Source organism: Mycobacterium sp. 2-64 (assembly GCF_035918375.1).
Taxonomy (GTDB): domain Bacteria; phylum Actinomycetota; class Actinomycetes; order Mycobacteriales; family Mycobacteriaceae; genus Mycobacterium; species Mycobacterium intracellulare.
Window position 1 is genome coordinate 2,638,918 of sequence record NZ_CP142361.1, and the last position, 15,769, is coordinate 2,654,686.

The window sequence follows — 15,769 nt, forward strand, 5'->3', positions numbered from 1 at the left end:
GTGGAGCGTGGTGGTGACCGGGCACTCCCGGTAACACGAGGCCAGCTCGATATCTGGTTAGCACAACAGGCCGGCCATTTCGACGCGGCGTGGCAGCTGGGCGTGCTGGTCCGTATCGACGGGGCGATCGACCCCCGTCTGTTGCACCAAGCTATGCGACACGTGGTCAACGAGGCCGAGAGCCTGCGGGCCTCGTTCTTCGAGGCCGACGGCCAGGTCTTCCAGAAGGCCGTCGACTACGACGACGTCGACTTGGTCTTCTACGACCTGACGGAATCGCCGGATCCGGAGCGGGAAGTCCGCGAGACTGCGGCATCGATCCAGCGAACGCCGATGCCGCTCACCGGCCCGATGATCAAATTCGCTTTGTTCCGTACGGGTCCCGACGAGTACTACTGGTTCACCGTCTGCCATCACATCGCCATCGACGGCATGGGCATCGCGCTGACCGGACGACGTATCGCCGCCGTCTACTCCGCGCTGGCCGCCGGCAAGCCAGTTCCCCCCGCCTTCTTCGGCTCCCTGCATGACCTCGTCAGCGGCGAGCTGGAATACGAGGGGTCCGCCAAATTCCGTGAAGATCAAGAGTATTGGGTTGCGCACCGCCCCGCGGGCAGCGGGGCGGACTATCCGGCACCGGCGCTGAATGACGGGCGAGACCCGTATTCACCGTCTCCGCCAGTGCAACTGGATCAGTCCGTGGTCGGCAGGGTCAAAGAATTGTCCAAGACGTTGGGCATCCGTCGGTCATCGGTACTCACCGCGGCCTGCGCGCTTCTGGTGCGGGGTTGGTGCGCCGACGGTTCCGACGAAGTCGTGCTCGACTTTCCGGTCAGCCGGCGCGTCGACCCGGAGTCGAAGACGCACCCCGGCATGCTCGCCGGCGTGGTGCCCCTGGTGCTGAAGGCCGCGCCGGACACCTCGTTCGCCGACTTTTGCCGGCATGTTGACCAGCGGTCTCGAGAGGCGTTGCGCCATCAGCAATTCCCGACGCGGACGCTGGACGGCGAAGGCGGCTTCAACGGCCCGCGGCAGGCGCCCAACCGGGTGGTCGTCAACTTCGTCCCCGCCCGCCTCACCCTCAGCCTCAACGGCATCCCGGCGACCGCGACCTACACCAGCTTCGGGCCGGTTGGCCACTTCGGACTGTTCTTCCTCGGATTCGGCGACCAGCAATTCCTGAGCACTGTCGGTACCGGGCAACCGTTTTCGAATTTCGACGTCGCGGACCTGGCCGAACGGTTGCAGCGTGTGCTGGCGACCATGGTCGCCGATCCGAGCCGGCGCCTGTCGTCGCTGGATGTGCTGCGGCGCGCGGAGCGCACACGCCTGGAAGAACTTGGTAATAAAGCGGTTTTGAACCTGCCGGCGAGCGCGCCCATGTCGGTGCCGGAACTGTTCGCCACCCAGGTGTCGCGCACGCCCGAGGCCGTGGCGCTGGTGTGTGAGGGCCGGTCGGTGACCTACCGGGAACTCGATGAGGCGTCCAACCGGCTGGCGCATCTATTGACCGGACTGGGCGCAGGCCCGGGACAGACTGTGGCGCTGATGTTTTCGCGGTCGCCCGAAGCCGTCGCGTCGATCCTGGCGGTGCTCAAGACCGGTGCGGCCTACCTGCCGATCGATCCGTCCTCGCCCGAGTCGCGGATCGGGTTCATGCTCGACGACGCCAAACCCGTTGCCGCGCTGAGCACCGTCGATCTGGCCGACCGCCTCGACGGCCACGACGTGCCGGTCATCGATGTCAACGATTCGCGCATCGACGCCCAGCGCGCCGACGCCTTGCCGGCGCCCGGTCCGGACCACGTCGCCTACCTGATCTACACCTCGGGCACCACCGGTGTCCCCAAAGGCGTCGCGGTCACGCATCGCAACGTGACGCAGCTGTTGGGATCGCTGGACGCCGGCCTGCCGCCGTCGGGCGTGTGGTCGCAGTGCCACTCGTACGCCTTCGACGTCTCGGTCTGGGAGATCTTCGGCGCGCTGCTGCGCGGCGGGCGGCTGGTCGTGGTCCCCGAGGATGTCACGCGCTCACCCGACGAACTGCACGACGTGCTGGCCGGCGAGGACGTCAGCGTGTTGACCCAGACCCCGTCGGCCGTGGCGATGCTCTCGCCCGAGCGGCTTTCGGCGGCGTCGCTGGTGGTGGTGGGCGAGGCCTGCCCGGCCGAGGTGGTGGACCGCTGGGCGCCGGGCCGGGTGATGGTCAACGCCTACGGCCCGACCGAGACGACCATGTGCGTGGCGATCAGCGCGCCACTGACGAAGGGATCCGGGATCCCGCCGATCGGTTCCCCGGTGCCCGGTGCGGCGTTGTTCGTGCTCGACGGCTGGCTGCGCCCGGTGCCGCCGGGCGTCGTGGGGGAGTTGTATGTCGCCGGCGACGGGGTGACCAGCGGCTACGTCGGCCGGACCGGGCTGACCGCGTCACGATTCGTGGCCTGCCCGTTCGGTGGGGCGGGCGCGCGCATGTACCGCACCGGGGACCTGGCGTCCTGGGGCGATGACGGTCAACTGCAGTACCTCGGCCGCGCCGACGAACAGGTCAAAATCCGCGGCTACCGCATCGAACTCGGCGAAATCCAGGCCGCGCTGGCCGCGCTCGACGGCGTCGACCAGGCCGTGGTGATCGCCCGCGAGGACCGCCCCGGCGACAAACGCCTGGTCGGTTACGTCACCGGCATCGCCGACCCCGTCGAGGCGCGCGCCGCACTGGCCGAGCGGCTGCCGGGCTACATGGTGCCGGCCGCGGTGGTCGTCCTCGAGGCGCTCCCGCTGACGCCCAACGGCAAACTCGACACCCGCGCTCTGCCGACGCCCGAATACACGACGGGCGAGTACCGCGCCCCGGGCAACGCGGTCGAGGAGATCCTGGCCGGCATCTACGCCGAGGTGCTCGGCGTGCAGCGCGTCGGCGTCGACGAGTCCTTCTTCGAACTGGGCGGCGACAGCATCTTGTCGCTGCAAGTCGTGGCGCGGGCCCGCGCGGCGGGCCTGACCTGCCGGCCCCGAGACGTGTTCGTCGAGCAGACCGTCGCCCGGCTCGCCCGGGTGGCGGGGGTGAGCGACGGAGCGGCGCAGGTGGTCGACGAGGGCGTCGGGCGGGTGCCGCCCACCCCGATCATGCGGTGGCTAGAGGGCGCGGAGCAGGCCGGCCCGGTCGATCAGTTCAACCAGACCGTGATGGTGCAGGCCCCCGCGGGGGTGACCGCGGCCGACGTCTCAATGGTGTTGCAGGCCTTGGTTGATCGGCACGCCATGCTTCGGCTGCGGGTCGAGCGCGACGGCACCGGCGGCTGGTCGTTCCACATTCCCGAACCCGGGTCGGTGTGGGCGCAGGACTGCCTGCAGGCGGTGGACGCGCTGACCGACGACGCGCTGCTTGACGCCCGTTCGCGGTTGAACCCGTTCACCGGGGCGATGCTGAGCGCGTTGTGGGTCGAATCCACCGGCCGGCTGGCGGTGATCATCCACCACCTGGCCGTCGACGCGGTGTCGTGGTGGATCCTGTTGGAAGACCTCAACATTGCGTGGGCGCTGCACAGCGCCGGACAGCCGGTGGAGCTGCCGCCGGCGGGGACCTCGTTTGCCCGCTGGGCGACAATGCTGAACGAGCACGCGCGCCACCCCGACGTCGTCGGCCAGCTGAACGCCTGGAAGCGGGTGACGGAGGCGCCCGCCGCGCTGCCCGCGGCGCGCCCCGACGTGGACACCTACGCCAGCGCCGGGCGCTTGTCGGTCGAGCTGGACGCCGAGACGACCGCGATGCTGCTCGGCGAGGTGCCGACCGCGTTCCACGCCGGGATCCAGGACATCCTGTTGATCGCCTTCGGGCTGGCATGGGCGGAATTCTTGGGTGACACCGGCGCCCCGATCGGCATCGACGTCGAGGCTCACGGACGCCACGAGGAACTCGGCGCCGACATCGATCTGTCCCGCACCGTCGGATGGTTCACCACCAAGTACCCGGTGTCCCTGGCGGTGGCCGGGTTGCGCTGGGCGCAGGTGGTTTCCGGCGACACGGCGCTGGGGCCCATCATCAAAGACGCCAAGGAGCAGCTGCGCGCGCTGCCCGACCCACTGACCTACGGGCTGCTGCGCTACCTCAACTCCGACGTCGACCTCGCCGGGCCCGACCCCTCCATCGCCTTCAATTACCTGGGACGCCAAGGCGCAGCGCCCGATTCGGCGGGGGAGGGCTGGAGCATCAGCCAGGATGGGCTGTCGTTGATCGGCGCCGCCGCGGCGGTGCCCATGTCGCTGATGCACACCGTCGAACTAAATGCCGGCACCATCGACACCGGCGCCGGGCCGCACCTGCACGCCGAATGGACTTGGGCGCCATCGGTTCTCGACGCCACGCAGATCACCCGGTTGAGCCGGCTGTGGTTCGAGGCGCTGTCCGGGGTCTGCGCACACGTCCGCAACGGCGGCGGGGGGCTGACCCCGTCGGACATCGCCCCGGCCCGTTTGAGCCAACAGCAGATCGACGAGCTGGCGCGCCGGCACAATATCGCCGACATCTTGCCGCTGACGCCGCTGCAGCAGGGGCTGCTGTTCCACTCCAGCACCGCGCAGGGCGGCGACGACATGTACGCGGTTCAACTGGATTTCACGCTGACCGGGCCGCTCGACCCCGACCGGCTGCGCGACGCGGTGCACACCGTCGTCAAGCGACACCCCCACCTGGCGGCCCTGTTCTGCGAACAGTTCGACGAGCCGGTGCAGATCATCCCCGCCGATCCCGTGGTCGAGTGGCGGTACCTCGAGCTCGACGACGGCGGCGCCGGGGAGGCCGACGCCGACGCGCGAATCGAGCGCCTGTGCGCGGCCGAACGCGCCGCGGTGTGCGACCTCGCCGGGCAGGCGGCGTTCCGGGCCGCGTTGATCCGCACCGCGGACCGGCGATTCCGGTTCGTGCTGACCAATCACCACATCCTGCTCGACGGCTGGTCGCTCCCCATCCTGCTGCGCGAGATCTTCGCCAGCTACTACGGGCAGCGCCTGCCCGCCGCCGGCTCCTACCGGGCCTTCCTCACCTGGCTGGCCGATCGCGACCTCGACGCCTCCCGCGAGGCCTGGGCAGAGCTGTTGTCCGGCTTGCAAACTCCCACCCTGGTCGCGCCCGAAGACCGATTGGGGCAGGGGCGCCGCGGCTTTGAGAAGTCTCGCGTGTCCGCGCAGACCGCCCGGGCCCTCGGCGAGCTGGCGCGCTCGCACCACACCACGCTGAGCACCGTGCTGCAGGCCGCGTGGGCGTTGGTGCTGACCTCGCTCACCGGTCAGCACGACGTCGTCTTCGGCACCCCGCGATCGCGGGTCGGCCAGCTCGAGGTCGACGACGCGGAGTCGATGGTCGGGCTGCTGATCAACACGGTGCCGGTGCGCGCCAACATCACCGCGACGACCACCACCGCCGATCTGCTGGCGCAGCTGCAGAACAGTCACAACGACGCGCTCGAGCACCAGCACCTGGCGCTCAGCGAGATCCACCGCGTCACCGGCCACGACCAGCTTTTCGACACGCTGTTCGTCTACGAGAACTACCCGATCGACAGCGGCATGACCCTGGGCGACGACGGCCTGGCAATCGCCGCGTTCACCAACCGCGAGTACAACCACTATCCGCTGACGGTGGAGGCCTTGCCCGGCCGCGAACTCGGCCTGCACATCGAATTCGACGCCGACGTGTTCGACGCCGCCGGCATCGCGTCACTCGTCGAGCGCCTGCAGCGGGTGTTGGTGGCGATGACCGCCGACCCCGCCCGGCGGCTGTCATCGATCGACCTGCTGGACCGCGACGAGCGCGACCTGGTGCTGTCGAGGATGTCCGGGGCCGGCGTGGGGGCGCCGGTGGGCGTGGCGCCGGAGCTGCTCGCCGCGGCGGTGGCGGCGGGCCCGGACGCGCCCGCCGTGATCGACGGCGCGCGGGCGTTGTCGTATCGCGAACTCGACGAGTGGTCAACGCGGTTGGCGCGCAAGCTGATCGACGCGGGCGTCGGCCCGGAGCGCGCCGTCGGTGTGGCGATCGGCCGGTGCGCGGAGCTGGTGGTGGCGTGGTGGGCGGTCGTCAAGGCCGGTGGCATCTATGCCCCGGTGGATCTGGACCATCCGGTCGAGCGCATCGCCTCGGTGCTCGACGCCGTCGACGCGGTGTGCGTGTTGACGTGCGGCACCGACGACGTCGCGGGCGCCGGGACGCGCCCGATCGTGCGTCTCGACGGTCTCGACCTGTCAGCGTGCTCGGCGCAGGAGATCACCGACGCCGACCGGCTCTCGCCCCTGCGGGCGGGCGACACCGCCTACCTGATCTTCACGTCGGGATCGACCGGCGTCCCCAAGGGCGTCGCGGTGGGCCACAGCGGCATGCTGGGCTGGGCCGCCGCCCAGCGCGAGCTGTTCGGTCTGGGCTCGGACGCGCGGGTGCTGATGGTCGCCTCGCCGACCTTCGACGCCTCGGTCGGAGAACTGTTGCTGGCGGCGGGATCTGGCGCCGCCCTGGTGGTGGCGCCGCCGCAGGTGTATGCCGGTGAGGCGCTGACCGCCTTGCTGCACGACCAGCGGGTCAGCGCGGCCATCCTGACGCCCACCGTGATCTCGACGCTGGACCGCGCCCGGCTGGATCGCCTGGACACGCTGGTCGCCGTCGGGGAGGCCTGCCTGCCCGAGCTGGTGGACGCCTGGGCGCCGGGCCGCCAGATGTTCAACGGTTACGGCCCGAGCGAGACCACCATCTGGGTCACCTGCGCGCGGCTGTCGGCGGGCGAACCCGTTCGCATCGGCGCCCCCATCTCCGGCGTGTGCGCGCGCGTGCTCGACGCGTGGCTGAACCCCGTCCCGGTAGGCGTGGTGGGCGAGCTGTACCTGAGCGGGCCGGCCCTGGGGCACGGCTATCTGGGCCGGGTGGAGTTGACCGCAGAACGGTTCGTCGCCAACCCCTTTGGCGCGCCCGGAACAAGGATGTATCGCACCGGCGACCTGGTGCGCTGGATGTCCGACGGGACCCTGGATTACCTGGGCCGCGCCGACAACCAGATCAAACTGCGCGGACAACGCATCGAACTGGGCGAAATCGAAAACACCCTGCTGGCCTGCCCGCAGGTGACCCAGGCCGCCGTCACCGTCGCGGACACCGCGACCGGCTCGCACCTGGTCGCCTACGTGACGCTCGATCACAACGCCACCACCGACCGGGATCTGCAGCAGGACGCCGAAGACGTCCAGGAGTGGCAGCACCTCTACGACGACCTGTACGGCGCCGACCTCGCGGCCAACTTCGGCGAGGATTTCCGCGGCTGGAACAGCAGCTACACCGGCGAACCGATCCCGCTCGAAGAGATGGTCGAATGGCGTTCCGCCACAGTCGATCGCATCAAGTCCCTGCGGCCCCGGCGGGTGCTGGAGATCGGCGCGGGCTCGGGGTTGCTGCTCTCACAGATCGCCCCGCACTGCGACCAGTATGTCGCCACCGACTTCTCGGCCGTCGCGATCGACAACCTGGCGCGCGCGATGGAGCGGCTGCAGCTGCCGTGGCGCGACCGCGTGGAACTGCTGACCCAACCCGCCCACGTCACCGACGGGCTGCCGCAGGGTCACTTCGACACCATCATTCTCAACTCGGTCGTCCAGTACTTCCCCAACGCGGGATATCTGGCCCAGGTCATCGACAAGGCCATGGAGCTGTTGGCGCCGGGCGGAGCGGTCTTCATCGGGGACATCCGCAACCACACCCTGCAGGGCGCGTTCCAGACCGCGATCGCGCTGGCCCGCGGCGACGCCGCCGACGCGGCCGAGATCCGTCAGCGCGTCCGCCACGCCATGCTCGGCGAGACCGAATTGCTTTTGGCGCCGGAGTTTTTCACCTCCTGGGCGCGCTCGCGCCCGGAAGCCGTCGGGATCGACATCCGCGTCAAACGTGGAATGGCCGACAACGAACTCAACCGGCACCGCTACGACGTCGCCATCCACAAGGCTCCCGCGGCCGTGCGCTCGGTGGCCGACGAGCCCACGCTGACGTGGGCGCAGTGCGACGGGCTGCGCGGCCTGCGCGAGACCCTGACGTCGCGGCGTCCCCCAGCCGTCCGCATCACCGACATCCCGCGCGCCGGACTGATCACCGACGTCGGTGTCGAGGGCGCGCTGGCGCAGGGATTGCCCCTGGCCGACGCGCTGGCCCAGGCCGACGCCGGTCCCGACGCCACCGTCGCCGAAGAGTTGCACCGCCTCGGTGAGCGCGCCGGATATGGCGTCGCTGTCACCTGGGGCGCCCAACCCGGTACTCTCAGTGCGGTTTTCATCGCCTCCGCCGACCAGGCCTTCCCGGCGCTGACCGATCTCTACGTGGCGCCCGACGGGGCCCGGCGGCGCACCATCCACGCCAACGACCCCCGGACCAACACCAAGGTCGGCGAGGTGCGCGAGCGGTTGAGCGCCTGGCTGCCGGAATACATGGTGCCGACACACATTGTGGCGCTGGAAGAATTCCAGATGACGACCTCGGGCAAGCTCGACCGCAAGGCCCTGCCCGCCCCGGACTACCAGGACGCCGATCGGTACCGCGCCCCGGCCACCGCCGTCGAGGAGATCCTGGTCGGCATCTACGCCCAGGTGCTCGGCCTGGAACGTGTGGGTGTCGACGACTCGTTCTTCGACCTGGGTGGGGATTCGCTGTCGGCGATGCGCCTGATCGCCGCGGTCAACACCAGTTTCAATTCCGACCTCGGGGTGCGGGCCGTGTTCGAGGCACCCACCGTCGCCGAGTTGGCCCTTCTCACCAGTGGGGACGCCGACCGTCCCGACCCGCTGGTCGCGGGGGAACGCCCGGCGGTGATCCCGCTGTCCTTCGCGCAGACCCGGCTGTGGTTCATCGACCAGTTCCAGGGCGCCTCGCCGATGTACAACATCACCGTGGCGCTGCGGCTGCGCGGGCACCTCGACGCCGACGCGCTGGCCGCGGCACTGGCCGACGTCGTGGGCCGCCACGAAACCCTGCGCACGGTGTTCGCCTCGGCCGACGGAATCCCGCAGCAGGTGGTGGTTCCCGCCGAACGCATCGGGTTCGCCTGCGACGTCATCGACGCGCGTGGGTGGCCGCAGGACCGGCTGCGGGAGAGCATGGAGACGGCCGCCCGGTACATCTTCGACCTGTCGCACGAAAGCCCCCTGCACACCGAGCTTTTCACCGTCAGCGACGACGAACACATGCTGGTGGTCGCGGTGCACCACATCGCCGCCGACGGGTGGTCGATCACCCCGTTCGCGCGCGACCTCGGAATCGCCTACGCGAGCCGCTGTGCGGGGCAGGCCCCCGACTGGACGCCCCTGGCGGTGCAATACGTCGACTACACGCTGTGGCAGCGCGCACATCTCGGGGACGTGGACGACCGCGACAGCCGCATCGCCGCCCAACTGGATTACTGGGCGGACGCGCTGGCCGGGCTGCCCGAACGCCTGCAGCTGCCCACCGATCGGCCCTACCCGCAGGTCGCCGACCACCGCGGCGCCCGGCTGGCGGTGGACTGGCCGGCCGAGCTACAGCAACAGGTCCGCCGGGTCGCGCGCGAGCACAACGCCACCAGCTTCATGGTGATCCAGGCCGCCTTCGCCGCGCTGCTCGCCAAGATCAGCGCCAGTACCGATGTGGCCGTGGGTTTCCCGATCGCCGGGCGTCCCGAACCCGCCCTCGACGACCTGATCGGCTTCTTCGTCAACACCCTGGTGCTGCGGGTCGACCTCGGAGAACTGGGCGGGGACCCGACCTTCGCCGAGCTGCTGGGCCAGGTGCGCCGGCGCAGCCTGGCCGCGTTCGAACACCAGGACGTGCCATTCGAACTGCTGGTGGAGCGGCTCAACCCCACCCGCAGCATGGCCCATCACCCGCTCGTTCAGGTGCTGCTGGGCTGGGAGAACTTCCCGGGGGAGGTCACCGCCCCCGCCGCCGGGCTGGCGCTGGGAGACCTGCGGGTCACCCCAATGCCGTTGCACACCAACACCGCTCGCATGGACCTGACGTTCTCACTGGCCGAACGCTTCACCGAGTCCGGCCAGCGCGCCGGGATCGCCGTGACTGCCGAATACCGCACCGACGTCTACAACGCGGACACCGTCGAGGCGATGATCGACCGGCTGCAGCGGCTGCTGGCCGCGGTGACCGCGGACCCGGAGCGCCGCCTGTCGTCGGTGGATCTGCTCGACACCGCCGAGCACGCCCGGCTGGCGCAGTGGGGCAACCAAGCGGTGCTGTCCGAGCGGATGGAGCCGGTGACCGTTGCGGGCTTGTTCGCCGCGCAGGCGGCGCGCACCCCGGACGCGGTGGCGCTGACGTTCGAAGACCGGTCCATGACCTACCGCGAGCTCGACGAGGCCGCCAACCGGCTGGCACACCTGCTGGTCGACCGCGGCGCCGGCCCGGGTGCGTTTGTGGCGCTGCTGTTTTCGCGGTCGGCCGAGGCGATCGTGGCGATCCTGGCGGTGCTCAAGTCCGGCGCGGCGTATCTGCCGATCGATCCCGCCCTGCCGGCGGCCCGGGTGGAGTTCATGGTCACCGACGCCGCCCCGATGGCCGCGGTCACCACCGCCGACCTTGCCGACAGGTTCGACGGCTTCGACCTGATCGTCGTCGACGTGGCCGACCCCGCGGTGGCGGCCCAGCCGAGCACCCCGCCGCCCGCGCCGGCGCCCACCGATCTGGCCCACGTCATCTACACCTCGGGCACCACCGGTGTGCCCAAAGGTGTTGCGGTGACTCAACACAACGTCGCGCAGTTGTTCGACGACCTGCGGCTCGGTTTCGCCTTGTCGGCCGAGCAGGTGTGGACCCAATTCCACTCCTATGCGTTCGACTTCTCGGTGTGGGAGATCTGGGGCGCGCTCCTGCATGGCGGGCGCCTCGTCGTCGTACCGGGCGGGGTGGCCCGCTCACCCGAGGAGTTCCACGCCCTGCTGGTGCGCGAGGGCGTCACGGTGCTGACCCAGACCCCCTCGGCGGTGGGGCTGCTGCCCACCGACGGCCTAGACGGCACGGCGTTGGTGATCGGCGCCGAGCCCTGCCCGCCGGAGCTGGTGGACCGCTGGGCGCCGGGTCGGGTGATGGTCAACGTGTACGGCCCGACCGAGACCACGATGTGGGCGTGCAAGAGCGCCCCGCTGCAGGCGGGTTCGGGCTTCCCGCCGATCGGCTCCCCGGTGACGCGTGCGGCGTTCTTCGTGCTCGACGAGTGGTTGCGCCCGGTGCCCGCCGGGGTGGTCGGGGAGCTGTACCTGGCCGGCGAAGGTGTCGGCGTCGGCTATTGGCGGCGCCCCGGGCTGACCGCGTCGCGGTTCATGGCCTGCCCGTTCGGCGAACCCGGCACCCGCATGTACCGCACCGGCGACCTGGTCTGCTGGGGCCGCTCCGGATCCGGGGAGGGCCAACTGCGCTACCTGGGCCGCGCCGACGAACAGGTCAAGGTCCGCGGCTACCGCATCGAGCTCGGCGAGATCCAGGCCGCGCTGTCCGCGCTCGACGGGGTCGAGCAGGCGGTCGTCGTCGCCCGCGAGGACCGGCCCGGCGACAAACGCCTGGTGGGTTACATCACCGGGACCGCGGAGCCGGCCCGCGCACGCGCCGCGGTGGCGGAGCGCCTCCCCGCCTACATGGTCCCCGCGGCGGTGGTGGTGCTTGACGCGCTGCCGATGACGGTCAACGGCAAGCTCGACGCCCGCGCCCTGCCCGCCCCGGACTACCAGGGCGGCAACGGATATCGCGCCCCGAGCACCGCCATCGAGGAGATCCTGGCCGGCATCTACGCCGGAGTCCTCGGCGTCGAACGCGTCGGCGTCGACGACTCGTTCTTCGACCTCGGCGGCGACTCGCTGTCCACCATGCGCCTGATCACCGCGATCAACACCACGCTGGAAACCGAGCTACCGGTGCGCGTCGTCTTCGAGGCGCCCACCGTTGCGCAGCTGGCGCCCCGCATCGCGGAGAGCTCGGGCCGGCTGGAACCGCTGGTGGCGGCGGAGCGGCCGGCGATCATCCCGTTGTCCTTCGCGCAGAACCGGCTGTGGTTCATCGACCAATTCCAAGGCCCCTCACCGCTGTACAACATGGCGGCGGCCCTGCGGCTGCGCGGGCGGCTCGACGCGCACGCGCTCGGCGCCGCGCTGGCCGACGTGGTGAGCCGTCATGAGAGCCTGCGCACCCTGTTCCCGTCGCACGAAGGCACGCCCCGGCAGGAGGTCGTGCCCGCCGAGCGCGCCGAATTCGGCTGGGAGGTCGTCGATGCCACCGCGTGGCCGGCGAGCCGGCTGGACGACGCCGTCAAGGCGGTAACTCGCCACGCCTTCGATCTGGCGGCCGAAATCCCGATTCGGGCACGGCTTTTCACCATCACCGAGGACGAGCACCTGCTCGTGATCGCGGTACACCACATCGCCGCGGACGGCATGTCGCTGACGCCGCTGGGCGCCGACCTGAGCCTGGCCTACACCAGCCGGTCCGCCGGGCGCGCGCCCGACTGGGCCGACCTGCCGGTGCAGTACATCGACTACACGCTGTGGCAGCGCGCCCAACTCGGCGACCTCGACGACGGCGACAGCCGCATCGGCGCTCAACTGGCGTACTGGGAGCGCGCCCTGGCCGGCATGCCCGAGCGGCTCGAGCTGCCCACCGATCGCCCCTACCCGACGGTGGCCGATCAGCGCGGCGACAGCGTGGTGGTCGACTGGCCGGCCGAGCTGCAGCAGCAGGTGCGCCGGGTGGCCCGCGAGCACAACGCGACCAGCTTCATGGTGGTGCAGGCCGCCCTGGCCGTGCTGCTGTCGAAGGTCAGCGCGAGTTCCGATGTGGCGGTGGGCTTCCCGATCGCCGGGCGGCGCGACCCCGCGCTCGATCAACTGGTGGGCTTCTTCGTCAACACCCTGGTCCTCCGCGTCGACCTGGCCGGCGATCCCAGCTTCGCCGAACTGCTGGACCGGGTCCAGGCCCAGAGCCTGGCCGCGTTCGAACATCAGGACGTGCCGTTCGAGGTGCTGGTCGAGCGGGTCAACCCCACCCGGAGCCTGACCCATCACCCGCTGGTGCAGGTGATGCTGGCCTGGCAGAACTTCGCCGGCCACGACGACCCCGCCGCCGGCCTGGCGCTGGGTGACCTCGAGGTGACCTCCGTGCCCGTCGAGGACCAGTCGGCCCGCATGGACCTGGTGTTCTCCCTGGCCGAACGGTGGACCAAGCGCGGGGAGGCCGCCGGCATCGGCGGACGGGTGGAATTCCGCACCGACGTGTTCGACGCCACGACCATCGAGGCGCTGATCGGCCGCCTGCAGCGGGTCCTGACCGCGATGACCGCCGAACCCGCCCACCCGCTGTCGTCGGTGGATCTGCTCGACGAGGCCGAGCACGCCCGCCTGAAAGAGCTTGGCAACCACGCGGTTTTGACCCGGCCGGCCGGCGACGCGCCGGCGTCGATTCCGGAGCTGTTCGCCGCGCAGGCCGCGCGGGCCCCGGAATCCGTGGCGCTGGTGTGCGGCGACCTGTCGGTGACCTACCGGGAACTCGACGAGGCGTCCAACCGGTTGGCGCACTGCCTGGCGTCCGCGGGCGCGGGCCCGGGACGGGTTGTGGCGCTGCTGTTTTCGCGGTCCGCCGAAGCCGGCGCGTCGATCCTGGCCGTGCTCAAAACGGGAGCGGCCTACCTGCCGATCGACCCCTCCTCGCCGGACGCGCGCATCGAGTTCATGCTCGGCGACGCGAAACCGGTCGCCGCGGTCACCACCGCCGACCTGGCCGAGCGGCTCGACGGTCGCGGCGTGACGATCATCGACGTCGACGATCCCCGCGTCGACACCCTGCCCGACACGGCCCTGCCGGCGCCGGGGCCGGACCACCTCGCCTACCTGATCTACACCTCGGGCACCACCGGTGTGCCCAAAGGCGTTGCCATCACTCACCGCAACGTCACCCAGCTGCTGGGATCCCTGGACGCGGGCCTGCCGGCCGCGGGGGTCTGGTCGCAATGTCACTCGCTGGCGTTCGACGTCTCGGTGTGGGAGATCTTCGGCGCGCTGCTGCGCGGCGGGCGGCTGGTGGTCGTCCCCGAGGCGGTGGCGGCGTCCCCGCACGACCTGCACGACGTCCTGGTCGCCCAGCAGGTCAGCGTGTTGACCCAGACCCCGTCGGCGGTGGCCATGCTCTCGCGGGAGGGGCTGGACTCCGTGTCGCTGGTGATGGCCGGGGAGGCCTGCCCGGCCGAGGTCGTCGACCAGTGGGCGCCCGGGCGGGTGATGGTCAACGCCTACGGCCCGACCGAGACCACGATGTGCGTGACCATCAGCGCGCCGCTGGCGGCCGGGACGGGGCCGGTTCCCATCGGCTCGCCGGTCCCCGGGGCGGCGCTGTTCGTGCTCGACGACGCGTTGCGGCCGGTGCCGCCCGGCGTCGTCGGCGAGCTGTACGTCGCCGGATCCGGTGTCGCCGCAGGGTATGTCGGCCGGCCCGGCCTGACCGCGTCGCGGTTCGTCGCCTGCCCCTTCGGTGGGGCCGGAACGCGCATGTACCGGACCGGCGACCTGGTCCGCTGGGAACCCTCGGGATCCGGTGTGGGCCAACTGCTCTGCCTCGGCCGCGCCGACGAACAGGTCAAGATCCGCGGCTACCGCATCGAGCTCGGCGAAATCCAGTCCGCCCTGGCCGGAATCGACGGCGTCGCGCAGGCAGTCGTCGTCGCGCGCGAAGACCGTCCCGGTGACAAGCGGCTCGTCGGCTACGTCACCGGCAGCGCCGACCCCACCCAGCTGCGCGCCGCGCTGAGCGAACGGCTGCCCGCCTTCATGGTGCCCGCCGCGGTGGTGACGCTCGACGCGATTCCGTTGACCCCCAACGGCAAACTCGACGCGCGCGCCCTGCCCGCACCGGAATACACGGCCGGTCGGTACCGCGCGCCGGAAACGCTCACCGAGGAAATCCTGGCCGGCGTCTACGCCGGAGTCCTCGGCGTCGAGCGGGTCGGGGTCGACGACTCCTTCTTCGACCTGGGCGGCGACAGCATCTCCGCGATGCGCCTGGTCGCCGCGATCAACGCCAGCCTCGACGCCGGCCTCCCGGTGCGCGCCGTGTTCGAGGCGCCCACCATCGCCCAGCTGGCCCCCCGGATCGGTGAGGGCGGCAGCGGGCTGGAGCCGTTGACGGCCGCCGAGCGGCCGGCGGTCATCCCGTTGTCGTTCGCGCAGAACCGGTTGTGGTTCCTGGACCAATTGCAAGGGCCCTCACCGGTGTACAACATGGCGGCGGCGCTGCGGCTGGACGGGCCGCTCGATGCGGACGCCCTGGGTGCGGCACTGGGCGACGTGGTGGTCCGTCACGAGAGCCTGCGCACGGTGTTCGTCGCGCCCGAGGGACTACCGCAGCAGGTAGTGATCCCCGCCGACAAGGCGGACTTCGGGTGGGAGGTCGTCGACGCCGGCACCTGGTCGGCGGACCAGCTGGACGAGGCGATCGGCGCCACCGCCCGCTACACCTTCGACCTGTCGGCCCAAATCCCGTTGCGGGCAGAGGTTTTCCGCATCCGCGACGACCGGCACGTGCTGGTCGCCGTCGTGCACCACATCGCCGCCGACGGCATGTCCCTCACCCCGCTGGTGCGTGACCTGGGCGTGGCGTATGCCGCCAGGTGCGACGGGCGCGGCCCCGACTGGTCGCCGCTGTCGGTGCAATACGTCGACTACACGCTGTGGCAGCGTGCGCAGTTCGGCGATCTCGACGACGGCGACAGCCGCATCGCCGCCCAACTGG

General features: G+C 70.8%; 1 protein-coding gene (cut by a window edge). It reads left to right on the forward strand.

Annotated features, from left to right (window positions below):
* On the forward strand, positions 1-15,769 hold the 5' portion of the coding sequence (locus QGN31_RS12595; protein WP_201409280.1) for a non-ribosomal peptide synthase/polyketide synthase. It continues 15,473 nt past the right edge of the window; only the first 15,769 of its 31,242 coding nucleotides appear in the window; the start codon lies at positions 1-3; the stop codon falls past the right edge of the window.